The 24173-nt window shown below is 60.0% G+C and carries 20 protein-coding genes and 1 other RNA gene; 11 read left to right on the forward strand and 10 right to left on the reverse strand.

Translation table 11 applies throughout. The features are described from left to right. Positions 1-156: 156 nt before the first annotated feature. Positions 157-393 (forward strand): DUF2164 domain-containing protein, encoded by a 237-nt coding sequence (locus V6R85_RS09675; RefSeq protein ID WP_004430806.1) that lies wholly within the window; start codon positions 157-159, stop codon positions 391-393. Between the two features lie 151 nt (positions 394-544). Here the strand turns inward: V6R85_RS09675 and pncA are convergent, their stop codons facing one another. Continuing rightward, on the reverse strand, positions 545-1171 hold the full coding sequence (gene pncA, locus V6R85_RS09680; RefSeq protein ID WP_111781808.1) for a bifunctional nicotinamidase/pyrazinamidase: 627 nt from the start codon (positions 1169-1171) through the stop codon (positions 545-547). 456 nt (positions 1172-1627) lie between these two features. On the opposite strand from pncA, the gene V6R85_RS09685 reads away from it, so the two are divergent. Further along, positions 1628-2899, forward strand: coding sequence for a DUF2778 domain-containing protein (locus V6R85_RS09685; RefSeq protein WP_099086068.1), 1272 nt, complete (start codon positions 1628-1630; stop codon positions 2897-2899). Between the two features lie 63 nt (positions 2900-2962). On the opposite strand, the gene V6R85_RS09690 is transcribed toward V6R85_RS09685, so the two are convergent. The 5 genes from V6R85_RS09690 to V6R85_RS09710 form a co-directional block, all read right to left on the reverse strand. Beyond that, positions 2963-3388, reverse strand: coding sequence for a DMT family transporter (locus tag V6R85_RS09690; RefSeq protein WP_111834738.1), 426 nt, complete (start codon positions 3386-3388; stop codon positions 2963-2965). After that, positions 3385-3867, reverse strand: a complete 483-nt coding sequence (locus V6R85_RS09695; RefSeq protein ID WP_111834739.1) for a DMT family transporter — start codon at positions 3865-3867, stop codon at positions 3385-3387. The genes V6R85_RS09690 and V6R85_RS09695 overlap by 4 nt, the downstream gene beginning before the upstream one ends. Before the next feature lie 271 nt (positions 3868-4138). Beyond that, positions 4139-4951, reverse strand: a complete 813-nt coding sequence (locus V6R85_RS09700; protein WP_111834740.1) for a glycosyltransferase family 25 protein — start codon at positions 4949-4951, stop codon at positions 4139-4141. A gap of 104 nt (positions 4952-5055) precedes the next feature. Next, positions 5056-7530, reverse strand: coding sequence for an ATP-dependent helicase (locus V6R85_RS09705; protein WP_107675916.1), 2475 nt, complete (start codon positions 7528-7530; stop codon positions 5056-5058). 100 nt (positions 7531-7630) lie between these two features. Beyond that, complete coding sequence (locus V6R85_RS09710; protein ID WP_003507518.1) at positions 7631-8041, reverse strand: carboxymuconolactone decarboxylase family protein; 411 nt, start codon at positions 8039-8041, stop codon at positions 7631-7633. A gap of 224 nt (positions 8042-8265) precedes the next feature. Here V6R85_RS09710 and V6R85_RS09715 point away from each other — a divergent pair, with 224 nt between their 5' ends. From V6R85_RS09715 to V6R85_RS09730, 4 genes are all read left to right on the forward strand, one after another. Continuing rightward, complete coding sequence (locus tag V6R85_RS09715) at positions 8266-9414, forward strand: efflux RND transporter periplasmic adaptor subunit (RefSeq protein ID WP_003507520.1); 1149 nt, start codon at positions 8266-8268, stop codon at positions 9412-9414. After that, positions 9411-12557 (forward strand): efflux RND transporter permease subunit, encoded by a 3147-nt coding sequence (locus tag V6R85_RS09720; RefSeq protein WP_003507521.1) that lies wholly within the window; start codon positions 9411-9413, stop codon positions 12555-12557. The genes V6R85_RS09715 and V6R85_RS09720 overlap by 4 nt, the downstream gene beginning before the upstream one ends. Before the next feature lie 134 nt (positions 12558-12691). Then, entirely contained in the window at positions 12692-14104 is a 1413-nt protein-coding gene (locus V6R85_RS09725) for an FAD-binding oxidoreductase (RefSeq protein ID WP_111834741.1), read from the forward strand. Positions 14105-14195: 91 nt separating this feature from the next. Further along, positions 14196-17909, forward strand: a complete 3714-nt coding sequence (locus V6R85_RS09730; RefSeq protein ID WP_111834742.1) for an AsmA family protein — start codon at positions 14196-14198, stop codon at positions 17907-17909. Between the two features lie 358 nt (positions 17910-18267). On the opposite strand, the gene V6R85_RS09735 is transcribed toward V6R85_RS09730, so the two are convergent. From V6R85_RS09735 to ssrA, 4 genes are all read right to left on the reverse strand, one after another. Next, positions 18268-18477: a ribbon-helix-helix domain-containing protein gene (locus V6R85_RS09735; RefSeq protein WP_003507527.1), complete on the reverse strand. Its 210-nt coding sequence runs from the start codon at positions 18475-18477 to the stop codon at positions 18268-18270. Between the two features lie 112 nt (positions 18478-18589). After that, the gene (locus V6R85_RS09740) at positions 18590-18793 is read right to left on the reverse strand and encodes a DUF4169 family protein (RefSeq protein WP_111834743.1); all 204 of its coding nucleotides are present in this window, start codon (positions 18791-18793) and stop codon (positions 18590-18592) included. A 42-nt stretch (positions 18794-18835) separates the two neighbouring features. Further along, entirely contained in the window at positions 18836-19348 is a 513-nt protein-coding gene (locus tag V6R85_RS09745) for an SspB family protein (protein WP_020009331.1), read from the reverse strand. A gap of 229 nt (positions 19349-19577) precedes the next feature. After that, positions 19578-19950: a transfer-messenger RNA gene (ssrA, locus tag V6R85_RS09750) on the reverse strand. Between the two features lie 142 nt (positions 19951-20092). On the opposite strand from ssrA, the gene V6R85_RS09755 reads away from it, so the two are divergent. The 5 genes from V6R85_RS09755 to hflC all read left to right on the forward strand — a co-directional run bounded on the left by V6R85_RS09755 (position 20093) and on the right by hflC (position 23999). Then, positions 20093-20401 (forward strand): DUF2853 family protein, encoded by a 309-nt coding sequence (locus V6R85_RS09755; protein WP_060727396.1) that lies wholly within the window; start codon positions 20093-20095, stop codon positions 20399-20401. A gap of 92 nt (positions 20402-20493) precedes the next feature. Next, entirely contained in the window at positions 20494-21288 is a 795-nt protein-coding gene (locus V6R85_RS09760; RefSeq protein WP_111834744.1) for a thymidylate synthase, read from the forward strand. Beyond that, positions 21285-21812 (forward strand): dihydrofolate reductase, encoded by a 528-nt coding sequence (locus V6R85_RS09765; protein WP_111781731.1) that lies wholly within the window; start codon positions 21285-21287, stop codon positions 21810-21812. The genes V6R85_RS09760 and V6R85_RS09765 overlap by 4 nt, the downstream gene beginning before the upstream one ends. Positions 21813-21955: 143 nt before the next feature. Further along, positions 21956-23074: an FtsH protease activity modulator HflK gene (hflK, locus tag V6R85_RS09770; protein WP_003507538.1), complete on the forward strand. Its 1119-nt coding sequence runs from the start codon at positions 21956-21958 to the stop codon at positions 23072-23074. Between the two features lies 1 nt (position 23075). After that, positions 23076-23999: a protease modulator HflC gene (hflC, locus tag V6R85_RS09775; RefSeq protein WP_060727395.1), complete on the forward strand. Its 924-nt coding sequence runs from the start codon at positions 23076-23078 to the stop codon at positions 23997-23999. The last annotated feature ends 174 nt before the right edge of the window (positions 24000-24173 follow it).

The raw sequence follows: 24173 nt of genomic DNA on the forward strand, positions 1-24173 counted from the left end.
TCTATCGCCGTCCCGTCCGGCTGGCAAACGAATTGCATGAATGGATCGATTGATTAACTTGAAGCTTCCGTTACGGTATCGCCCCATATGGCCGGTGCCGGGCCGGCTTCACCGCCGTCTTCTCGTGCACCTCAACAGTCAGACGATGGAAGATCGATGCTGGAAAAGCAGGAAAAGGCCGCGCTGGCCGCACGTATCAGGGATTATCTTGCCCGTGAGACCGAAACCGAGATCGGCCATCTGCAGGCGGAGATCTTCGTCGACTTTCTGGCAGAGGAGCTGGGGCATGTTTTTTATAATGAGGGGCTCAGGGATGCGCATGCCGCGATCCTGAGACGCCTTGAGGATGCAGCAGGCGATATCGACGTTCTGGAGAAACCGAAGCCGCGGTAACGGCACTCTCCTTCCTCATCCCTGTGCTCGTCACAGGGATCCAGCCAGCCCAAGTCCTTGGGCTGGAAAGACTCTCTCGCCGCGCAGACGCGCGTCGGCTGGATTCCTGTGACGGGCACAGGGATGAGGAGAGTGGTAAGCCCAGTGTTCTTCAGTCCCGCAGAATGTCGCGGCTTTTGAGAACGATTGCGCCCTTTTCCCGCATGGTGGTAATCGCGGCCTTGATGCCCTGCGGATCGATGCCGCGGCTGGCATCCTCGATGAAACGCACCTTCACATCAGGCAGCATGTCGAGGGCATCGAGCACCGAAAAGCTGACGCAGTAATCGGTGGCGAGGCCGCAGACGTCGAGTTGCGTGATACCCTGGCGGTTCAGATAGTCGGCCAGTCCCGTCGTCGCGCCCTGATCATTGTCGCGAAAGGCGGAATAGCTGTCGACGGCGGGGTTTTCGCCCTTCTGCTGGATGTAATCGAAGGTTTCCGTCTTGAGATCAGGGTGGAATTCCGCATCCGGTGTACCCTGCACGCAATGGTCCGGCCACATCATCTGCGGTTTGCCGGAGAGTTCGCCCATGTCGAAAGGTTTCTTGCCGGGATGCTGCGAGGCGAAGCTGCCATGATTTTCCGGGTGCCAGTCCTGCGAGGCGACGATGAGATCGTAGCCGCCATTGTCGATCAGGGCATTGGCGATGGGCACGACCCTGTCGCCATCGGCAACGGCCAGATTGCCGCCCGGGCAAAACCCGTTCTGGATATCGATGAGCAGCAGCGCCTTCATGATGTGCCTCCCTTTTGAGGGCAGGATGCCAAGCCGGCTTTGGCGGATCAAGCCCCTTTCGATTTCTCCGGTAAGCATGGGTGTTTCCGGCAGGGGCTTGCCCTGTCGCAGTCCTGCCGCATTTGCAGCAAATTTCCGGCCAAGTCGGAATTTACCTGACAATGCGGCGACGGAAATTTTTAGGCCGATGGCGCTCCTTTAAGGGGTATTTCCCGGGACGATGCAGTGCGGATGCACGCAGTACCCGCGCAAGTCATTGTTTTGCCTTCGCCTTACAATGCGCAGACCTTAACGAAATATTTTTGCAGGGACTCGTAAACACTTTGGTTACCATAATTCGTCATGCTTCGAACCAGTCAATTCCGAAACCGGCGTGGTGTCCGCCCGCTCTTCGGATGTCCCAAAATCCCTCCGGCGTCGGCCGGGTATGCGTGAACGGTTCGAGTAACGAGTATCATGGCGTTTTCTGCTGCGGCCTATAATGGTGCCGGCTTTGCCGGTTCGTCTTCCGCCAAGAGAGGCAAATCCTCTTCGCTCGGACGGATGTCCGCGCTTCTCGGCGGCGGCGTTTTTGCCAGCCTTTTCGCAGTCGCAGCCTTTGCCTCGCTGCATAGCATGGCCGCTGCCTCGCATGGTGTCGGACAGTTTGAAAAGACCCTGGTGACGAGGCTCGATTCGGCTGAAACGGCGATTGTCCGCACGGCCGCGCGAGATATTCACATCCGCAAGTTTTCCCGTTTGAGTGACCATAGCCACGGCCAGCAGAAGGCTGTTCGCCTTGCCGGCATCATGCCCGAGATTGGTGCGAAGGAATTCGGCGAGCGCTTCGGCGCGGCAGCGAACGCGAAAGGGCAGGCGACCGTTAAGGAACTCGCCGCGCTCAAGCCTTCGGCAATCGTCGATTCGGCGCTTGGACGCACCTCCGAGGTCGCCTATCAGAGCGCCGTTCCGCAGCATCCGGCATTTGAAGTGGCGCTGGCGCGGCCGCAGATCGAGGAAGAAGCAAGCAGCCTGCTGCCCGATGATGTGCCGCTGCCGAGTTTCCGGCCTGAAGTCGCGACGGCTCAGGCGGTCGAGCCGTCACCGCGTCCTGCCACACCGTCCAGGGCCGAGGTTGCTTCGGCGCCTGCTTTTGATGCGCCGGTTCCCCTGCGCGCACCTGCGCCGCCCAAGCAGAGCACCGGCGCCATGCTCGCCTTTGCAAAGCCTGATAATCCGATACGCGAGCCGAGCAAGATGGATGCGGTTCCGTGGCCGGATCGCGGCAACGGCACGGCGATCTACGATATTTCCTCCGGTGTCGTGCACATGCCGAACGGCGAGAAGCTGGAAGCGCATTCCGGCATCGGCAAGATGCGCGACAACCCCGATTACGTGCATGTGAGAATGCGCGGTTCGACGCCGCCCTCCAGCTATCGTCTGACGATGCGCGAGGCGCGGTTCCACGGAGTCGAAGCCATTCGTCTGACACCGGAAAGCGGCGTCAACCCGCACGGCCGCGACGGTCTTCTGGCGCACACCTACATGCTGGCAAAACGCGGTGAATCGAACGGCTGCGTTGTGTTCCGCGATTATTCGCGCTTCCTTGCGGCCTTCAAACGCGGCGAAGTCAAGCGCATGGTGGTGGTGCCGAAACTGAACGGTAACCGGCCGACACTTGCCAGCAGCGGCGGTAAAAGCGGCGGCAAGACCCTGATCGGCATGTTCTCGCGAGGCAGCGACTCCTGAGCTTTCTTAAGTTCTACGCATTTTCCGGACGTAAAACCGCTGCGCATTTTTACTGAAAATGCTTTAGCGACTGCGCCGCTGTGTCAGCACCATGCCGGCCAGGATCAACAGAATCCCAAGTGCGCTTGCCCAGATTTTCGGCGGATGATCGCTGAAAAGATCAAGAACCACGCCTGAAACCATTTGGCCGCTGATGACCAGAAGGGCGGTATTGACCGCACCGATGCGCGGTATGAGCCAGCTTCCCGAAGCGATGAAAACGACGCCGATCGGGCCGCCGATAAAGGCGAGCCATGGCGCATCGGCGGCGCCCGGCGGAATGAGGCCGCCGACAATAAGGCCGATGACGGTCAGCACACCAAAACCGACAATGTGGTTCCAGAAGGAGGCGATGAGCGGCGAGTTCGACAGGCTGAGGCGGCCGTTGATCTGGCGGCTCAGCGCCACGAAGACGCCGCCGGCAAAGGCCATGGCGATCCAGAGTATCATGCCGTTCTCCCCACAAGGATGATAAGCGCGCTGCCGCACAGGATCAGCGCCACCGCCGCCATGTCCCGCAGGTCCGGCTTTCTTTTGGGCAGACCGAAGAGGCCGAAAAGATCAGCCAGGAGGCTGAAAATCACCTGTCCGCCAAGCCCAAGCGCAATGGTGCCGGAAAGCGCCAGCGGCGAATTGACGGCGGTGGAGGTGAGGATGACGATGGCGGCACCCACCACCCCGCCGCAATAGGCCCAGAGCGGCGCTTTCGGTTTTGCCGGTGCTGCTGCGTCTTTCTTCGGGCGCATGATGGCGAGATAGATCAGGGCGGCCACCGTGCCGGTTCCATGCGCTGTCCAGGAGGAAAACAGCGCATTGCCGTAATGGGCAAGCTGACCGTTGAAATGCACCATCAATGTCAAAAGGCAACCGCTGGCGAAGGCGGCGGCAAGATGCAGCGGGTTGAGGCGTGGATGCGTCGTGTCTGTCATGGCGGGCCGGAAAGCTGAAGAGGAACCCGAGCTTTAGCCGATATGTGCCTGAAGCGGAATCGAATTGCGCCGCTTTGCTGCTTCACGCGACATTATCCTGTGCGTTGCGGAACAAGCCACCCTGCCGCGCATTATTGCAGCATGAAGAAAACGACGCGCAAACCATTGAACCGGATGACGATTTTCGTCGTTTCGATTTTCCTTATCGCAGCCGTGGTCGCGGCCGTCTATCTTGTCGGGTTCACGCCCGGCGAAGTGTAAGACAGATAATTCAATGACTGGCTGGAGCGGTCTTGCCCTTGCCGCCTCCCATAGCCACCTTCGCCTTCGCCATGACGAAGCGGATGCCGCGCAGCAGGAAACGACTGGTTTCCAGAAAGGCGCGATAGGGCAGTACGGTGAAATAACGCCAGCGCGGGAGGCGGTAGATGCGCAGATTGTTCTGGATCTGGCTTTCTCCGTCCGCATCTTGCGTGGCGCAAAGCGGGGAGATGAACGCCGCCTTGAGGCCCGCGAGATATTCCAGATCGAATGCGATGTCATAGGCGAGCCGCATGGGGATCAGTTTCGATATCCATTTTCCGGCGCGGCGGTTGACGAGATAGGCTCCCGACCCTTTTTCCCGCGTGATCGCAATGGCGAGCGAACGACCATTGGAAAGCGGGCGGAACGGAAATTTCCGGCCATTGCTGACCGTTGTCAGCCTCAGCAGATCCCAGTCGCCGCCGTTCAGCACCGCCTCATCGATGGCGTTGAGAAAATCATCATCGAAGACCACGTCATCCTCAAGGATGAGCGCGATATCGGCATCGCCCGCCATGAATTTTTGGGCGCAGGCGACATGGCTGAGGTAGCAGCCAATCTCCGGCGGCGAGGTGCGGCGGCCATGCATGAGCATGTACGAAATCTCGCTGAATTCCGGGATCGGGTAATTCAGCTCCCTGCCATTGACGCCGGGGACGCGCTCCGCCTTCAGCCCCATGGCGTCAAGGCGGGCGTTCATATCCGCGAGGCGTTTGGTGGCGCTGTCCATGTTGATCAGGAAAACCGCAAGCTTGCGCTGGCTTTTCGGTAATATATGCAAAGCAGTCCTCACCCGGTTTTCACATCCCCATTGCAACTCTTTTATTGCAACCGCATGACGTGGGCTACGGAAAAAGCGGTCTGCGGGCACTCATAGTTGTCGAATCAAACCTTTTCCACAAATCCATCCAGCACGCGCTTCTGTCCGGCGCGATCGAAGTCGATCGTCAGCTTGTTGCCTTCGATGGCGGAAATATTGCCGTTGCCGAATTTGAGGTGGAAAACGCGGTCGCCGACAAAGAATTTCGACGGCTTGTCCGCGACGGATTTCGCCACCAGCTCGCCCTCTATCGTACGGGTGCGCGGGCCGCTTTCGCCGTAACCGATTCGTTCCACCGCATGGCCGGAGCGGGTGCCCCAATTGTCGCGGGTGGCGTCGCTGCGGTTCTGCTGCGCGCGCTTCCAGCCGGGGGTGGAATAGTTGTTGGTGAAGGGGTCGGCCTTGTCGAAGCGCGACTGGCCGTAGCCGCCGCGTCCGCCATAACCGCCGTAATTGCTGTCGGATGCCGCGACATCCACATGGGCCGACGGCAGTTCATCAAGGAACCGCGAGGGCAGGGTGGATTGCCACAGCCCGTGAATGCGCCGGTTCGAGACGAACCAGATATGGCAGAGCTTCTTGGCGCGTGTGATGCCGACATAGGCGAGGCGGCGTTCTTCCTCCAGACCGGAGCGACCACCTTCGTCCAGAGCCCGCTGGTGCGGGAACAGGCCTTCTTCCCAGCCGGGCAGGAAGACGGTGTCGAATTCCAGGCCCTTGGCGGAATGCAGCGTCATGATGGAGACGGCATCGAGATTTTCGTTCTGCTCGGCATCCATGACGAGCGCGACATGCTCGAGGAAGCCGCGCATGCTCTCGAAGGCTTCCATCGAGCGGATGAGTTCCTTTAGGTTTTCCAGCCGGCCTGGCGCTTCGGCCGTCTTGTCGGCCTGCCACATGGCGGTATAGCCGCTTTCGTCGAGAATCTGCTCGGCAAGCGTGGTGTGCTCGGTATTTTCCAGGAGACCCTGCCAGCGGCGGAAATCCTGCACCACATCGAACAGCGCCTTGCGGGCCTTCGGTTTCAGCTCGTCGGTCTCGATGATATCGGCGGCTGCCGCCAGCATCGGAATATCACGGGCGCGGGCATAGTCGTGCAGGTTGCGGATGGTCGTATCGCCGAGGCCGCGCTTCGGCGTATTGACGATCCGCTCGAAGGCGAGATCGTCGGCCGGTTGGCAGACGAGGCGGAAATAGGCCATGGCGTCGCGGATTTCGAGGCGCTCATAAAAGCGTGGGCCGCCGATGACGCGGTAATTGAGGCCGAGCGTCACGAAACGGTCTTCGAATTCGCGCATCTGGAAGGAGGCGCGAACGAGGATCGCCATGTCGTTCAGCTTGTGGTTCTTGCGCTGAAGCTGTTCGATTTCCTCGCCGACCGCGCGGGCTTCCTCCTCGGAATCCCAGGCGGCATGCACCACGACCTTTTCATCGTCAGGGCTGCTGCGTTCGGTGAACAGCGTCTTGCCGAGACGGCCCTCATTATGGGCGATCAGATGCCCGGCTGCGCCGAGAATATGCTCGGTGGAGCGGTAGTTGCGTTCAAGCTTGATGACCTTGGCGCCGGGAAAATCCTTGTCGAAGCGGAGGATATTGTCCACTTCCGCGCCGCGCCAGCCATAGATCGACTGGTCATCGTCACCCACGCAGCAGACGTTCTGCGGCTCGTCCTTGGCGCGCTGCGCGAGAAGCCGCAGCCACATATATTGCGCCGTATTGGTGTCCTGATATTCGTCCACCAGAATGTAACGGAACTTCTGGTGATACTCCTTCAGAATATCCGTGTGGCGGCGGAAGATGCTGATCGGGTGCATCAGAAGATCGCCGAAGTCGCAGGCGTTCAGTGTTTTCAGGCGGTTCTGATAGGCGGTGTAAAGTTCGCGACCCTTGCCATTGGCGAAAGCGCGGCTGTCGCCCTCCGGAATATCCGGCGGCGTCAGCCCCTTGTTCTTCCAGCCGTCGATCATGCCGGCAAACTGCTTTGCCGGCCAGCGCTTGTCATCGAGACCTTCGGCCTGAATGAGCTGCTTGATCAGCCGCACCACGTCGTCCGTATCGAGAATGGTGAAATCCGATTTCAGGCCGACGAGTTCGGCATGGCGGCGCAGAAGCTTGACGCCGATGGAATGGAAGGTGCCAAGCCAGGGCATGCCCTCGACAGCGCCGCCGACCAGAACGCCGATACGTTCCTTCATCTCGCGGGCCGCCTTGTTGGTGAAGGTCACGGCAAGGATCTGGCTGGGATAGGCACGGCCGGTCGCGAGAATATGGGCGATGCGGGTCGTCAGAACGCGGGTCTTGCCGGTGCCGGCGCCCGCAAGGACAAGAACGGGTCCGTCAAGCGTTTCCACGGCGTCGCGCTGTTCCGGGTTGAGGCCGGAAAGATAATCGGGCGCGGCACGCGTCTGATCGCGCGCAGCCATCGCGCGGGCGGCAATGCCGAGCCCGCCGGCGCTTTCTGCGCCTGCATTATTCGTCGCCCTGCGCGGCGTCACGGGTTCTTCATCGAAGAACGGCATATCGTCGAAACTGTTGCTCATGCGGCCCAATGTAGTGATTCGGGATATAAAGGCCAGAACCGCGTTCTGCTTTTATTCCGGTATCGTCAGTCAAAACGCCTATTCCAAGGCATTTTTTGCATCATGCCTGCCTGTCGGCATCAAAAGCGGCATCCACCGGGACTTGCAGCGCCACCGCAAGCTGGTTGGTCTTGGCGGCAAGCGCGATGACCCGCAGGAGATCGGCGTGCTGCTCGCCGGTCATGCCCTTGGCTTTGGCGGCGGCCGTGTGGGAATGGGCGCAATAGGAGCAGCCATTGGTGACGGACACCGCGATATAAAGCATTTCCTTGACCACGGGGTCGAGCGCCGAAGGTGTCGCCATCACCGCCTTGACCTCGGCCCATGTCTTTTCCAGAAGGTCAGGATCGAAGGCGAGGTAGAGCCACATATTATTGATGAAGTCCGACTTGCGGGTGGTGCGGATGTCGTCAAATACCGCCTTGACGCGCGGATCGGCTTCGGGATTTTGTACTTTCGTTACGGTGCTCATGGCTTCCTCCGGCTCTTTTCCTGGGGGCAGATTACCGCGCTGAAGAATATTTGCGATAAAAATGGCCTTCGTCGTGTGCTCGACGAGAATCCATCACAAATTACAATTACGTAAGAAACGGATTTGTGCGTTGCCTCGTTTTAAACGAGGGGGAATACTGCTGATGTCCCGAAGCCTACGCTTCAGGGGCTGCTTTATGCTGCGATGATCAACCGGAGAACTATATGCGGGTCTGGAAACAGGTGGGTGTCAGTCTGGCCGTGGTGGGGGCAGGGCTCTGTCTCTGGGGCTTTTATTCGCCCGAAGCCCGCAATGTGCTCGCCAGCATGGGGCTCGGCAAAACGCCGGCAGGCGCGATAGAGGTCGCAACGGCCGGTTCGCCCACAGGCCAGAATGGTGGTTCGCGGCGCAACGGCAACGCCACCCTGGTGGTGACGGCTCCGGTGAAAAAGGGCACGGTCAATGATCGGCTGAACGCCATCGGCAACGGCCAGGCGATCCAGTCAGTCGTCGTCATGCCGCAGACATCGGGCACGCTTTCAGAAATCCGCACGGCCGCCGGCGCGCGTGTCGTGAAGGGGCAGGTGCTTGCGCGGCTCGATGACGAAGAGCAGGTGATCGAACGCGACAAGGCGCAGGTCGCGCTGCGCAGCGCGATTGAAAAATCCAGTTCCTACAAGAACCTGAAATCCGTTTCCCGCCTCGATGTGATGGATGCGCAGATTGCCGAAGAATCCGCCAAGCTGGCGCTCAGCACTGCCGAACTCAATCTCAGGCGCCGCGACATCGTCGCGCCGATTGAGGGTGTGGCCGGTATCGTCGCCGCCAATATTGGCGACAACGTCACCACGCAGTCAACCATCGTCAGCATCGACGACCGGTCGGAAATTCTCGTCAATTTCTGGGCACCCGAGCGGTTTGCAACCGTGATCAAGGTCGGAATGCCGGTGGAGGCGACCTCCATTTCGCGTCCCGGCGAAACCTTCAAGGGTGAAATCGAAGCTGTAGACAACCGTGTCGATGAAGCAAGCCGCACGATCCGCATCCGGGCGAAGTTCGGTAACGAGAAGGACGAACTGAGGGCCGGCATGTCCTTCGGCGTTACCATGCGTTTTGCCGGGGAGACCTATGCTTCGGTCGATCCTCTGGCCGTGCAGTGGGATGCGGAAGGCTCCTATGTCTGGCGCGTCACCGACAACAAATCGAACAAGGTGCGGGTGCAGATCGTGCAGCGCAACCCTGATGCGGTTCTCGTCAAGGCGGAACTGGCGGAAGGCGAGCCAGTCGTGATCGAGGGCCTTCAGCGCGTGCGTGAAGGCGGTGCCGTCCGCGTCGGCGAACAGCCGAAGCCGGAGGAGGTCGCCAGCCAATGACGCAGTCGCCTTCCGGTCAGGATTCCAAGCTCGCTTTCACCGCATTGTTCGTGCGCCGGCCTATCCTGGCGGCGGTCCTCAACACGCTGCTGGTCGTGGCTGGCCTCGCCGCTCTGGTTGGCGTCGAGGTGCGCGAATTGCCTGACGTCGACCGGCCGTCGATCAGCGTCAGGACCACCTATGAAGGTGCTGCGCCTGAGACGATCGACCAGGAAGTGACGCAGACCATCGAAGGTGCGGTGGCGCGTGTCAGCGGCATCAAATCCATCGCTTCCAACTCGCAATTCGGCACCAGCCGCGTGACGATGGAATTTGGCGACAATGTCGACATGGCCGTTGCGGCTAACGATGTGCGTGACGCCATCGGCCGCGTCACCAATCAGCTGCCCGATGATGCCGACGAGCCGCAGATCATCAAGGCGGATTCCGACAGCCAGCCGATCATGCGCCTTGCCGTCACCTCGTCGACGCTCAGCATGGAAGATCTGACCAAGCTGGTGGATGACGAGATCATCGACCGTCTGGCTGCTGTCGACGGCGTTGCCGATGTCGAGCTTTATGGCGATCAGGAAAAGGTTTTTCGCGTCGATCTCAATCAGGCAGCACTCGCCAGCCGTGGTCTGACTGTGACCGATGTTTCCAACGCGCTCGCCAGCGCGGCACTCGACGTGCCGGCGGGATCGCTGAAAAGCACGACGCAGGACATCGTCGTGCGCGCCACGGCGAGCCTGACGAAGCCGGAGGACTTTTCCAACCTTCTCATCAAGAACAATATCCGCCTTCGCGACGTGGCAACCGTCATGCTCGGTGCGGATGACGAATCCACCTCGCTGCGCTCCAATGGCGTGCAGGGTGTCGGTCTTGGCGTCATCCGTCAGGCGCAGTCCAACACGCTCAATATTTCCACCGGCGTGAAGGCCGCCGTCGATGCCATGTCGGCCAATCTGCCAGAAGGCACACGCATCGTCGTCACCAGTGATGACGCCGTCTTCATCGAAGGCGCGCTGCACGAGGTCGAACTGGCGCTCGGTCTTTCGGCGATCATCGTCGTCGTCGTGCTTTATCTCTTCCTGCGCGACTGGCGCGCCACCCTCATTCCGGCGATCACCATGCCGGTGGCGCTGATCGGCACCATTGTCGCCATCTACATGGTCGGCTTTTCGGTCAATATTCTGACGCTGCTCGCCATCGTTCTGGCGACCGGCCTGGTGGTCGATGACGCCATCGTGGTGCTGGAAAATATCGTGCGCCGCCGGGCGGAAGGCATGGGGCCGCGGGCCGCTGCCGTTCTCGGCACGCAGGAAGTCTTCTTCGCGGTCATCGCAACGACGGCGACGCTTGCGGCCGTCTTCATTCCACTCTCCTTCCTGCCGGGCCAGCTTGGCGGCCTGTTCCGCGAATTCGGTTTCGTGCTGGCCTTCGCCGTGGGCCTGTCCTCCATCGTCGCGTTGACGCTCTGCCCGATGCTGGCTTCCCGCATGTTGAAGGAGGGGTTGAAGGAACAGACGGGACCGCTCGCCTGGTTTGGCAATGTCTTTGCCTCCACCTACAAGTCGACGCTTTCAGCCTGCCTGAACAATCCGCTGATCGTGATTATCGTGGCGCTGATCTTTTCGGGTCTGTCGTGGATTGCCTTCGGCATGATCCAGAACGAGCTGACGCCGCGCGAGGACCGTGCCTCGATCATGATGCGGGTTACCGCGCCGCAGGGCGTCAGCCTTGAATATACCCGCGACCAGCTGCAGCGCATCGAGGAAAATCTGCAACCGCTGCGCGACAGCGGGGAAATCCGCAATATCTATTCCATCACGGGCATGAACGGTTCCTCCAATACCGGTTTCATGGTGCTGACGCTCGCCCCTTGGGCCGATCGCGAGCGCACCCAGAATCAGATCGCCGCTGACGTCACGTCCGCCGCCAACAAGGTGCCGGCGCTGCGCGGCAGTGCGATGCAGCCGAACAGCCTGCGTATTCGTGGCGCCGGCAACGGTTTGCAGATGGCGATGGTCGGCAGCAACTATGCGGCGCTGACGGCGGCGACGCAGAAACTGCTGCTTTCCATGGAGGAAAGCGGCCTGTTCGATACGCCGCGTTTCGACAATGAGCCCAATCAGGCGCAGCTTTCCGTTTCCATCGACCGCGAGCGCGCCTCCGATCTCGGCATCGATATCACCGGGCTGTCGCGCGCCATGCAGTCGTTGCTGGAAGGACGCTCGGTCGTTGACGTTTTCGTGGATGGCGATGCAATCCCGGTGCGGCTCCTGTCTTCCACCCGGCCGATCAATGATCCGACCGATCTTGAAAATGTCTTCCTGAAAACGGGCGACGGGAAGATCGTGCCGATGTCGGTCATTGCTTCGCTGAAGGAAAATGCGGTTGCGCCGCAGCTCAACCGCGAGCAGCAGCTGCCCTCCGTCGGCTTCACGGCCAATCTGAAGGACGGGGTTTCGCTCGGTCAGGCGCTGGAAAAGGTGAACGAGCTTTCGCAATCCATCCTGCCGCCCGGCGCCCGCCTGCTGCCGCTCGGTGAGGCGGCGACGCTTGAGGAGAACTCCAGCGGCATGTTGCTGACCTTTGGTTTTGCCATTGCCATCATCTTCCTCGTGCTGGCCGCGCAGTTCGAAAGTGTCCTGAGCTCAGTCATCATCATGACGACGGTGCCGCTCGGCCTTGCCTGCGCCGTCATCGCGCTGCTGGTCACCGGATCGAGCCTCAACGTCTATAGTCAGATCGGTCTTGTGCTGCTTGTTGGCGTGATGGCCAAGAATGGCATCCTGATCGTGGAATTCGCCAATCATCTGCGCGATCAGGGCGCGACCGTACGGGAAGCCATCGAAAAGGCCACCAGCATCCGCCTGCGCCCTGTCATGATGACGATGATCGCCACCATTCTTGGTGGCGTGCCGCTGGTGCTGGCGCAGGGCGCGGGCGCGGAAGCGCGCATCGCGCTCGGCTGGGTCATTGTCGGCGGTCTCGGTTTCGCGACGCTGGTGACGCTTTATATCACGCCGGTCTCCTATCTGCTCATCGCCCGCTTTGCCAAGCCGCAGGCGGATGAGGAAATCCGCCTCCATCGCGAGCTTGAACTTGCCGCCCGCCGTAAGGCGCTGGAGGAGGACAAGCCGTTGCTCGCAGCGGAATAGGACGGGGTTTTCGCCAAACCACATTCGGCGCAATCGCGATGCTGGACAAAGCGTTAACCTTATCCCATACCACCTGACGGAATTTCGTAACGGATCGAATCCGTTACGGGCAGATGTTGCGGTGGAGATGGATGATGGCGCTGAAAGACGTTGTTGCGGGTGAGCGGAATGAAGAGGGCATTGCGTCTGTGCTCGCGGTGCTGAAGCAGCAGTTGGGCGATAAGATCCAGACGGGCCAGGCGTTTCGCGAGCAGCATGGGCACACCACCACCTATCTGACCCTGCAGGCGCCTGACGGGGTCGTTTTTGCCGAAAGCGCCGATGATGTGAAGGCCGTGGTGAAGGCTTGCGCCCAATACAAGGTTCCGGTCATTCCCTTCGGAACGGGGTCTTCGCTTGAAGGGCAGGTCAATGCGCCCAACGGCGGAATCTGCATCGATTTCAGCCGGATGAATCGCATCATTGAGGTGAATGCCGAAGATCTTGACGTGACGGTGGAGCCGGGCGTGACGCGTGAGGACCTCAACGTCTATCTGCGCGATACCGGCCTGTTCTTCCCGATCGATCCGGGCGCCAATGCCTCGATCGGCGGTATGGCCTCGACGCGCGCCTCCGGTACCAATGCCGTTCGTTATGGCACGATGAAAGACAATGTGCTTGCCGTTACGGCTGTTGTCGCCAATGGCGAGGAAATCCGCACGGCGCGCCGCGCCCGCAAGTCCTCCGCCGGTTACGACCTGACGCGGCTTTTCGTGGGGGCCGAGGCGACGCTCGGCGTCATCACGTCCGTGACGCTGCGGCTTCAGGGCATTCCGGAAAAGATCGCCGGCGGTGTCTGCACCTTCGACACGATCAAGGCGGCCTGCGATGCCGTCATCATGACGATCCAGATGGGCGTTCCGGTTGCCCGCATCGAATTGCTTGACGAGGTGCAGGTGCGGGCGTGCAACGCCTATTCCGGCCTGAACTACGCGGAGAAGCCGACGCTTTTCGTGGAGTTCCACGGGACCGAGGAGACGGCGGCTCTGCAATCGCAGCAGTTTGCCGAGATCGCGGCGGAATGCGGCGGCGTCGACTTCCGCTGGACGAGCGATGCCGCCGAGCGCAACAAGCTCTGGAAAGCGCGTCATGACGCCTATTGGGCGTCGCGGGCGCTCGCACCGCATCTCGATGGGTTGTCCACCGATGTCTGCGTGCCGATTTCGCGCCTCGCTGACTGCGTGGTGGAAACGCAGCGGGATATTGAGGAGAACGGTTTTCTCGCGCCGATCGTCGGTCATGCGGGCGACGGGAACTTCCACGTCCTTATTCTGTTTGATGGCAAGGATGCCGAAAGCGTCGCGAAAACCGAAGCCTTTGTCGCCCGTCTCAACCGCCGCGCCATTGCTATGGACGGCACCTGCTCCGGCGAACACGGCATCGGCCAGGGCAAGATGAGTTTTCTTGCCGAAGAGGCCGGCAATGCACTGGATGTGATGCGCGCCATCAAAACGTCGCTCGATCCGGATAATATCTTCAATCCGGGCAAGTTGTTCCGGCTTGTCTGATCATCCTCACAATTGATTGGTACAAAAGGCTGCTTGCCGTTAAGGCAGAAAAGAATAGGTTTGCAGCGTTCGCGAAGGGAGATGCAGGTCAGTGCTCGGGCGTATTCTGGTTTTTCTGGGCGGACTGCTGGCCGTGGTGCTGTTCTCGGCGCTGCTTATTCCCTATTTCGTCGACTGGACGGATTTCCGCCGCGATTTTGAAGACCAGGCGAGCCGTATTCTCGGCAAGAAGGTGGTTGTGCATGGCCGCGTTGAGGCCCGCATCCTGCCTTTCCCCTCGGTAACGCTGCATGATGTGCGCGCCGGAACGGATGCGGATGGATCGCCGCTCATTCAGGTCGCGCGTTTTTCCATGGATGCCGAGCTTGCGCCTTTCCTTTCGGGCGAGGCCCGCATCTTCGACATGCGCATCGAGGAGCCCAAGGCGAAGATCAGGCTGCTGAAAGATGGCACGCTGGACTGGATGCGCGGCAGCCGGGCGGAAATTCCCGCCCGCACCGTGGTTCTGGAAAGCGTGCAGATCGAAGGCGGGCAGATCGAATTCATCGACGAGCAATCCGGCCGCAATCGCGTGGTGACCGGTCTCAACGCCGACATGTCCGCCAATTCGCTGGCCGGGCCGTGGAAGGCCGAAGGGCGCGCCGCCATTGACGGGCATCCGGGGTCGTTCTCGCTCTCCAGCAGCGAGCCGGATTATGCCGCCGGCCGCATGGGCCTCAGGGTCCGCGTGGTGCCTGACGAACATCCGGTCGAGGTCGATCTCGATGGTGCGATTGCTGCAACGGCGGGAAAGCCCGCTTATAGCGGTTCTTTCTCCTTCAGTTTCCGTGAGGATGAAAAGCAGAAGCAGCAGGCGGGCCAATCGCTGTTTTCTTCGCCGCGCACCCGCGGCAGTTTTGAACTGACCAATGAAAGCGTGCGTATCCCGAGTTACCGCATGGAACTCGGCGGCAGCGAAAATCCCTATGTCGTGACGGGCGAGGCGACGCTCGATACCGGCGCCAAGCCAGAGTTCCTGCTGACGGCCGACGGCCAGCAGATAGATGTCGCCCGCTTCGCGCCGCCTGTCGTGCAAACGGGCAAGACCTCACGCCAGCCCACCGCCTCGGTTCGCCAGCGCATTGAAGCCTTTGCGGCCATGGTGGCCCGCATCCCGGTTCCGCCGGTGCCGGGCAAAGCGAGCATCAGCCTTCCCGCACTCGTTTCCGACGATACGACCATCCGCGACATCCGGCTGGATGTGCGCCCGGAAGGCAGTGGCTGGCAGGTGGTGAATGCCGTGGCGACGCTGCCGGGCAGGACCCAGCTTGAAGCCAAGGGATCGCTGACGCTGCTTGGCGGCCCCGCTTTCAACGGCAATCTGCTGCTCGCCTCCAACCAGCCTTCGGGGCTGGCGAACTGGCTTTCCGGTTCCGTCGATCCGGCGATCCGCCAGCTCAATGCCGCCGGTTTTTCCGCCGATGTTTCACTGACGACGCTCAATCAGCGTTTCGACAATCTGGAGCTTGCGATCGGCGATGCCTCGCTGAAGGGCGAGCTGGAGCGGCGTTCCGACGGCAAGACTTCCAATCTCTCCATTGATCTGTCGGGCAACGAAATCGATCTCGATGCGCTGAGGGCGCTCGGCAGTCTGGCGCTTGGCGATCAGGTCGGCAGTTCCGTCCTCGACCACCGCATTACCGCAAAATTCAAGGCCGACCGGTTCAACATGGCCGGTGTGACCGCCAATCACGTCGAAACCGCCTTCACCATGGCCGGCGGGATTCTCTCGCTTGAAAACATGACGGCCGGCGATATTGCCGGCGCGGAGGTGAAGGCCAGAGGGCAATTGCAGGGTTCGCTGCTGAATTATTCCGGCAAGGGCACGGTGAACCTGCATGCTGCGGACATGCAGCCTTTCTTCACCATGCTGCAGCAGAAATTGCCAAACCATCCATTCCTCAGCCGTCTGGCGGCGAGCGCGCCATGGTACGCCAATTCCGACCTTGCCATGGATGTTTCCGTCAACAGCGAAAATGGCGGGGCCAATGTCGCCGTCTCCGGCACCGTCAATGGCAGCCGGCTCTCGGCCGTTGCCAAGATGCCAGATTTCCTGTCGATCACCGATGATACGGCCATGTCGCTGGAAGCCGTCCTGAAGAACCAGTCGACCGCAATCCTGTTCGGGCAGGCGGGGCTTGATCCGCTGCCTTTTGATGCGGATGGCGAAGGACTTCTCTCGGTCAAGCTCAACGGCACGCTCGGCTCACCCGCCCAGACGGAGCTGCGCTTCTCGACGGAACGGACGCATTTTTCGATGAACGGTTCCTTTGCCGTTTCGGCCGCCAATTTCGGCGAGGGCAGCGCCGATGTGGCGCTCGAAAGCGCTGACATCGAGCCATACCTCATCATGAACGCTGTCGGTCTGCCGCAGCTTGGCGGCGGCATGGCGCTGAAGGCCAATGCGAAAGTGGCGGTGGACGGGCAAAAGATCGCACTTTCCTCGATCGGCGGGCAGGCGGGCGGAAACCCTTTCTCGGGCAATCTGACATTCCAGCGTGCCACGCCCCATCCTGTAGACGGTGATCTCTCCGTCAGAACCGTCGAACTCGCCTGGCTGGGGGATGCGATCTATGGGCCGGTGATCGACCCGGAAACCGGAGCGCTCAATGCCAAGCCTCTGGCCATGCCAGCCTTCCCGCAGCTCAAGGCTTCGCTCGCCTTGAAAGCGGAAAGCTTCGAGGCCGGTCCCTTTGGTACCGTCACCGGTGTTTCGGCCAGGGTCACGCATGATGCGGGCAGTCTGTCGCTCGATGACGTTGCCGGCACCTTCATGGGCGGTAAGCTGACGGGGCGGCTTGCCATGTCGACGGGCGAAGGTGCGGGCATTTTCCGCACCAAGATCGCGGTGACCGATGCCAATCCGGAGCCGATCCTTTGGGCCAATGCCAACGGGCCGGTTGCGACAGGTCGGGTGGCCGTTGACCTGACGGCCGAATCGACGGGCAAAAGTGTCGGTGAGATGCTGAAATCAGCGGGTGGATCGGGTGAAATTAGGGCCAGCGGGCTTGTGCTGAAGGGACTTAATCCCGGTGCCTTCCCGCCGATCCTGCAGGCGGCTGATGGTTTGCAGCAGCCGATCGACGCGCCCAAGGTGCGGCCGCTGGTGGACCAGAGCCTGTGGCAGGGTGAAATCGGGCTTGGCGATGTGGCCTTGCCGTTCTCGCTGAATGGCGGCGCGCTTCATTTCCAGAATCTGCGTGCGGGGATCGATCCCGTAACGCTGACGGCCGACGCGACGGTTGATCTTGCGGCTTCGACCGTGAATGGCGACCTCGATCTTCTGTTCAATCCCGGTACCGAAACGGTCGCAGGGGCCGAGCCATCGGTGCGTCTCAACTATAACGGTCCGCTTGCCGCGCCGGCTTTGACGACCGATGTTTCAGCGCTCAGCAATTACCTGTCGCTCAGGGCTTTCGAAAAGGAACGCCGCCGGGTGGAGGCCATGCAGGCGAGTGTTCTTGAAAAGCAGCGCCTGCGCCGCGAAGTCGCGCTTTATCGCTCTCAGGCGGCCGAGCGGCAGGCCGAGAAGGAGCGGGCGGAGGCGGAAGCCAAGGCCAAGGCTGACGAAGAGGCGCGTCTGAAGGCGGCAGCCGAAGAACGTCTGCGCCAGGAAAAGGAACAGCAGGAGCGGTTGCAACAACAGCAGCAGGAACAGGGGCAACAGCCGGTACCCGAGCGGCAATCCGCGCCGGTTCTGGTGGTGCCTCCGACGGAAAACGCCATCCGGCAACTGGCGCCGGAAAACGCTCCTGCCACGCCGTAAGCTTGCGGGCAGGGTAAGGCTGATCGGCCTTCATATTGCGAAAGTGCGGAAACCTGTCCCGGAACGTTGCATCATCCTCGAGCATGAGCCGAGAATCTCACGGCAAACTCGTTCCCTAACGGGGGGAGCCCCGGAACGCCTCGTGGTGGATGGGAAAGGTCTGGAAACAGTATTTGAAAGCAAGGCTACGCAATACGGGAAATGCCTTGCAGCGCAGACTAGGCCGCTAATGTTTAATGAATGCTTTCACGGCGTTACGAGTTTTCGGCAGTAATTTTTGTAGTCTAGGACGACAAATCCGGATAGAGGCATCGCAGGTCGTGATCGATTGCGTGTCTTTACCGTACGTCAGAAAATCTCAGCGGTTTTTCAGCCAGTTCAGCACATAAACCCGCAGCGACGAGGACAGATTGCTGTCGGCGGCGCGGTTGTCATCTATTTCGGCAAGCAGGGCCGCGAAACTGATCTTGCGTCTGTCCGCAATGATTTTCAGCTCGTCCCAGAAGGCGTCCTCGAGTGAAATGCTGGTGCGGTGGCCGTGCAACGTCGCGGAGTGCTTGCGGATCATCAGATCGGTCTCCGGTGGATCCGGTTGGAGGTCTGAATCATATCTCCCCAGCAAGTCCCTGTTTTGCGATTCTTTTCCGATAGTCCCGAAATTCGCGCGGTCTGTCGGCTTGTCAGTCTTTGCCGACCGCGTCATCGGGTTTTTCGAGCCGCCCCTGATCGAGCGCCTTTTCGGCTTTTTCGTTCAGGGCTGATGTGAGATTTTTTTCCGCCTTGCCGCGGCCGAAGGACAGGCGGTTCTGCTCCGCCTGCTTTTCTTTTTCGCTACGGGCTTTCTGTTTCCGAAACTGACGTAGATTGACGATATCGGCCGCCATGGGGATATGTCTCCTCGGATCTCGTACGCTCGGGGTAAGCCGTTATTGCTTCTTGCGGAAGGCATCCAGCGAAACGACCGAGCCTTCCTTCTTTTCCTCGCCGGCCTTGGGCGTTTCGGAAGCGGCAGCCGGCTTCGGCTCATGGGAAACGGGATAAGCGGTGATTTCGGCTTCTTCCATCTCTTCTTCTTCGGCCAGAGGCACGTCGAATTCGAGTTCGAAATTGACGGAAGGATCGTAGAAACCTCTGATGGCATTATAGGGAATGACCAGCTTTTCCGGCGTATCAGAGAAGGAGAGGCCGATTTCAAAGCCGGTTTCGGTTACTTTGAGGTCCCAGAACTGGTGCTGGATGACGATGGTCATCTGTTCGGCATATTTCGCCTTGAGGTGCTGGGAAATCCGCACGCCCGGCGCGCCGGTCAGGAATGTAATGAAGAAATGGTGGTCGCCGGGCAGGCGGCTGGTTGCGGCCACTTCACCCAAAACCTTACGAATAACGCCGCGAAGGGCATCCTGTGCGAGAATGTCGTAACGGATATGATCCTGCCCCATGCGGTCCTGTCTTTCCCTTATTCGAACGTCTTTTCATGTGCGGCGCGGCTCGCGCGCCAAGGACGCTGTAACACTTTGAATCTTCGCGTAATCCTTGAGCCGGGATCATTTCCGATCCTGACGCTCACGCGTTGCCCAAGTATACGCAATGTCCTGAACGGCAGCAACGGAAAAGCCTACGCCGTTCGCAAGTCAGCTATCATATAATCAATTCAGGCAAAATGGAGAAGGTGGAGGTTTCTGTTGCCAGGTACCTCCGAACCCCGCCTCACGGGGCTAACCGTGAGGACTTAGAGCGGAATTCCCGCACCGCCATTAGGCAGCGAGAGCATATTCCTTAGCGTTGTTGTCATTTGCAACTACACTTGTGACCCGATAACGGCGGTATCATGCCGAGCAAAAGTTCGATCTTTACGCCCTTGTCGATCCTATTTCGCCCCCATCAAAAGCCGGCCTTCATCTTGAAAAGCCCGCCGGTTTTTGGTGGAGGCGCCGGGTACCGCCCCCGGGTCCAATAGGTTTATTACACCGACCGTTTATCGCCATAGCCGGGTTGCCCCGGCAAGGCTCATATAGGCGTTTCGCCCGCCCGAGAAAAGGGGGGTGATGACAATTCCATGAAAAGGTTTCGTGATTGCGGCCCGCACTTTAGACAATTCTTGACGACGAGGGATTGCTGTCCCATTCTCCCTGCAACCGGTCACCAGAAGCAACACCGGGCCGGGGACACACGAAGGAGTGGACATGACTGACTATCTCGCAGATGTGAAGAAATACGACGCAGCAGCCGACGAAGCCGTTGTCGGCAAGATCGTCAAGCATCTCGGCATTGCCCTGCGCAACCGGGATTCCTCGCTGGTGTCCGCTTCCGATCCGGAAGAGCTTGCGCGCGTGAAGGCGAGCTGGTGCGGCAAGAAGCTCGGCGTTACCGACGGTGCAGCCGATCAGGCGATCGATGCTGTCGCCAAGGCCATGGCCGCGGACCGCTCCAAGTCGCGCGTGACTTTCTACTATCTGGTCGCCAAGGAACTGGGTAAGCTTCAGTCGCTTTGATTTGATCCGGGGATAAGCCCGCATTAGGTGATTGGTTCTGCCGCCCTGTGCTATTATATTCCCTCGATATCAGGGAATCGGCGGCAGAACGCATGAAACAATATCTCGATCTTCTCCGGCATGTCATGGAAACCGGCTCCGACCGTGGAGACCGCACCGGCACGGGCACGCGCTCGGTTTTCGGTTACCAGATGCGTTTCGACCTTGCGCAAGGTTTTCCGGTTCTTACCACCAAGAAGCTGCATCTGCGCTCGATCATCCATGAACTCCTGTGGTTCCTGAGGGGCGATACCAATATTGCCTATCTCAAGGAAAATGGCGTTTCCATCTGGGATGAATGGGCTGACGAGAATGGCGATCTCGGCCCCGTCTATGGTGCACAGTGGCGCTCCTGGCCGGCGCCTGACGGTCGCCATATCGACCAGATCGCGCTTCTGATCGAGGCCCTGAAAACCAATCCCAATTCCCGTCGCCACATCGTTTCGGCCTGGAACCCCGCGCTGGTGGACGAGATGGCGTTGCCGCCCTGCCATTGCCTGTTCCAGTTCTATGTTTCCGACGGCAAGCTCTCCTGCCAGCTTTACCAGCGCTCGGCGGATATTTTCCTCGGCGTGCCGTTCAATATCGCCTCCTATGCGCTCCTGACGCTGATGGTGGCGCAGGTGACGGGGCTGAAGCCCGGCGATTTCGTCCATACGCTCGGCGATGCGCATATCTATGCCAACCATTTCGAACAGGCGCAGCTGCAGATGACGCGCACACCCAAGGCCTTGCCGACGATGCGCCTCAACCCTGATGTGAAGGACCTTTTCGGCTTTAAGTTCGAAGACTTTACGCTTGAGAACTACGAGGCCGATTCAAGCATCAAGGCGCCGATCGCGGTATGAGTGAGCCGCGCGTCACCATCATCGTCGCGGTGTCCGAAAACGGCGTCATCGGCCGCGACCTCGACATGCCGTGGAAGCTTTCCACTGACCTCAAGCGCTTCAAGGCGATGACGATGGGCAAGCCGCTCATCATGGGCCGCAAGACATTTTTATCCGTCGGCGAGCGCCCCCTGCCGGGCCGTCCGCATATCATCGTCAGCCGCAATGCCGACTACCGGCCTGAAGGTGTGGATGTCGTCTCGTCGCTGGACGAGGCCATGAAGCTTGCAAAAACCAAGGCTGCGGAACTGGGTGTGGATGAGGTTTTCGTGGCCGGCGGCGGCGAGATTTACCGTCAGGCCATGCCCTTTGCCGATCAACTTTCCGTCACCCATGTGGCGGTAAAGCTGGATGGAGACACTTTTTTTCCGGAAATCGATCCCGGCGTTTTTGAGAAAACCGAGGAAACCCCCGCTCCCGCAGGGGAAAGGGACAATTATCCCGTTCTGTTCACCACTTATGTGCGCAGAGCCGCGTCAAAGTGAACTATTTACCCCGATTGGGTATTTAGTTACCACCTCTGCGTTGAAACGGACGCTTCTCCTTCTTATAACGGGTCGATATTCCCGCCGCACGCGAGCAATCGCTTTCGAACGGAATCGGGAGAGGCTTTTATAAAGAGGTATTGATGCCCTGGAGCAATCAGAATGGCGGCGGCGGCCCTTGGGGCGGCGGCGGTGGAGGAAACAACCAGGGCGGCGGTGGCGGCCCATGGGGGCAGGGGCCTAACCGGCCTCGCGGCGGTGGCGGCGGCAATGGCGGCCCTCCTGATCTGGAAGAGATCATCCGGCGCAGCCAGGACCGTTTCAGGAATGTCCTGCCGGGCGGCTTCAACGGCGGCGCGGTTGCGATCGTTGTTCTCGTCGTTCTGGTTTTCCTCGGCATCCAGTCCATCTACACCGTCCAGCCGGACGAGCGCGGCGTGGAGCTGCGTTTCGGGCGTCCGAAGGATGAAATTTCGATGCCGGGCCTGCATTTCCATCTGTGGCCGATCGAGACGGTGGAAATCGTCAAGGTGACCGAGCAGCAGCAGAATATCGGTTCGCGCGCTTCGTCGTCTTCAGCGAGCGGCGTGATGCTGACCGGCGACCAGAACATCGTCAACGTGCAGTTCTCGGTGCTCTATACGGTCTCCGATCCGAAATCCTACCTCTTCAACGTCGACAGCCCGGCTGAAACCCTGCAGCAGGTTTCCGAAAGCGCCATGCGCGAAGTCGTCGGCCGTCGTCCGGCACAGGACATCTTCCGCGATAACCGTCAGGCGATCGCAGCGGATGTGCGCACCATCATCCAGTCCACGATGGACGGTTATGGCGCCGGCATCTCCATCAATGCGGTGGCTATTGAAGACGCGGCGCCGCCGCGCGAAGTGGCCGACGCCTTCGATGAAGTGCAGCGCGCCGAACAGGACGAAGACCGCTTCGTTCAGGAAGCCAACCAATACGCCAACCAGAAGCTCGGTGCCGCCCGCGGTCAGGCCGCGCAGATCCTCGAAGAAGCGAACGCCTACAAGTCGCGTGTCGTCAACGAGGCACAGGGTGAAGCGCAGCGTTTCATCTCCATCTACGACCAGTATCGCACCGCGCCTGATGTAACCCGTCAGCGCATGTTCCTGGAAACGATGGAACAGGTCCTGAAGGGCTCCAACAAGGTCATCATCGACGAAAAACAGGGTGTGGTGCCTTATCTGCCTCTGAACGAGATCATGCGCGGCAATCCGGGCGCGGCACAGCAGGGAGGCAACTAATATGGGCAACCGTCTTACGGCCATTCTCGTCGGCCTCGCCGTCGTGCTTTTCCTCGGTTATTCGTCGATCTTCGTCGTCAACGAGCGCCAGCAGGCCATCGTCGTTCGCTTCGGTGAAATCCAGGATGTCAAAACCGCGCCGGGCCTCTATTTCAAGCTGCCCTTCGCCTTCATGGACGCCGACCGCGTACAATATGTCGAAAACCGCGCGCTGCGCTTTGATCACGACAATATCCGTGTTCAGGTCTCCGGCGGCAAGTTCTACGAGGTTGATGCCTTCGTGGTCTATCGCATCACGGATGCACGCCGCTTCCGGCAGACGGTCTCGGGTGACCAGATGTCGGCGGAATCGCGCCTGCGTACCCGTCTCGACGCATCGCTGCGCCGGGTCTACGGTCTGCGTGGCTTCGAATCCGCGCTCTCGGATGCACGTGCATCGATGATGCAGGAAGTGCGTGACGATCTGCGTCCCGATGCGGAATCACTCGGCATCAGCATCGTTGACGTGCGCATTCGCCGTACCGACCTGACGCAGGAAGTCTCGCAGCAGACCTTCGAGCGCATGAAGTCGGAACGTCTGGCCGAGGCCGAACTGATCCGCGCCCGTGGTAACGAAGAAGCGCAGCGTCGCCGCGCTATCGCCGACCGTCAGGTCGTGGAATTCGAATCCGACGCGCGTCGTCAGTCCGAAGTGCTGCGCGGTGAAGGCGATGCGGAGCGTAACAAGGTGTTCGGTGAAGCTTTCCAGCGCGACCCGAGCTTCTTCGAGTTCTATCGCTCGATGGCCGCCTATTCCAGCTCACTGAGCGGAACAGGCACGACGCTGGTTCTGTCTCCGGACTCTACCTTCTTCCGTTATTTCAACAACATCGACGGTGTGCCTTCCGCGGCACCTGCCGCACCTGCGCCGGCGCCGGCGAACTGATAACGGATAAAATGATTTTGGAGGGCCGGTTTTTACCGGCCCTTTCTTTTTGGTCCGTTTTCGTGCCAAAGCTGTGACTACGGGCAAGGCGTCCCCCGCCTGTTCACGAAAAGGTATTTTTACACTTCATCATTCCGCCTTATGCTTTGCCGATATATGCAGGGCAGGACTATT

Source organism: Agrobacterium sp. CCNWLW32 (genome assembly GCF_037083425.1).
In the GTDB taxonomy this organism is placed as follows: Bacteria; Pseudomonadota; Alphaproteobacteria; order Rhizobiales; family Rhizobiaceae; genus Agrobacterium; species Agrobacterium radiobacter.

What these genes read in the sequence shown, in the direction of transcription:
- V6R85_RS09675 (WP_004430806.1), top strand. Translation starts at nt 157, where the DNA reads ATGCTGGAAAAGCAGGAAAAGGCCGCGCTGGCCGCACGTATCAGGGAT.
- pncA (WP_111781808.1), bottom strand. Translation starts at nt 1,171, where the DNA reads ATGAAGGCGCTGCTGCTCATCGATATCCAGAACGGGTTTTGCCCGGGC.
- V6R85_RS09685 (WP_099086068.1), top strand. Translation starts at nt 1,628, where the DNA reads ATGGCGTTTTCTGCTGCGGCCTATAATGGTGCCGGCTTTGCCGGTTCG.
- V6R85_RS09690 (WP_111834738.1), bottom strand. Translation starts at nt 3,388, where the DNA reads ATGATACTCTGGATCGCCATGGCCTTTGCCGGCGGCGTCTTCGTGGCG.
- V6R85_RS09695 (WP_111834739.1), bottom strand. Translation starts at nt 3,867, where the DNA reads ATGACAGACACGACGCATCCACGCCTCAACCCGCTGCATCTTGCCGCC.
- V6R85_RS09705 (WP_107675916.1), bottom strand. Translation starts at nt 7,530, where the DNA reads ATGAGCAACAGTTTCGACGATATGCCGTTCTTCGATGAAGAACCCGTG.
- V6R85_RS09710 (WP_003507518.1), bottom strand. Translation starts at nt 8,041, where the DNA reads ATGAGCACCGTAACGAAAGTACAAAATCCCGAAGCCGATCCGCGCGTC.
- V6R85_RS09715 (WP_003507520.1), top strand. Translation starts at nt 8,266, where the DNA reads ATGCGGGTCTGGAAACAGGTGGGTGTCAGTCTGGCCGTGGTGGGGGCA.
- V6R85_RS09720 (WP_003507521.1), top strand. Translation starts at nt 9,411, where the DNA reads ATGACGCAGTCGCCTTCCGGTCAGGATTCCAAGCTCGCTTTCACCGCA.
- V6R85_RS09725 (WP_111834741.1), top strand. Translation starts at nt 12,692, where the DNA reads ATGGCGCTGAAAGACGTTGTTGCGGGTGAGCGGAATGAAGAGGGCATT.
- V6R85_RS09735 (WP_003507527.1), bottom strand. Translation starts at nt 18,477, where the DNA reads ATGATCCGCAAGCACTCCGCGACGTTGCACGGCCACCGCACCAGCATT.
- V6R85_RS09740 (WP_111834743.1), bottom strand. Translation starts at nt 18,793, where the DNA reads ATGGCGGCCGATATCGTCAATCTACGTCAGTTTCGGAAACAGAAAGCC.
- V6R85_RS09745 (WP_020009331.1), bottom strand. Translation starts at nt 19,348, where the DNA reads ATGGGGCAGGATCATATCCGTTACGACATTCTCGCACAGGATGCCCTT.
- V6R85_RS09755 (WP_060727396.1), top strand. Translation starts at nt 20,093, where the DNA reads ATGACTGACTATCTCGCAGATGTGAAGAAATACGACGCAGCAGCCGAC.
- V6R85_RS09760 (WP_111834744.1), top strand. Translation starts at nt 20,494, where the DNA reads ATGAAACAATATCTCGATCTTCTCCGGCATGTCATGGAAACCGGCTCC.
- V6R85_RS09765 (WP_111781731.1), top strand. Translation starts at nt 21,285, where the DNA reads ATGAGTGAGCCGCGCGTCACCATCATCGTCGCGGTGTCCGAAAACGGC.
- hflK (WP_003507538.1), top strand. Translation starts at nt 21,956, where the DNA reads ATGCCCTGGAGCAATCAGAATGGCGGCGGCGGCCCTTGGGGCGGCGGC.
- hflC (WP_060727395.1), top strand. Translation starts at nt 23,076, where the DNA reads ATGGGCAACCGTCTTACGGCCATTCTCGTCGGCCTCGCCGTCGTGCTT.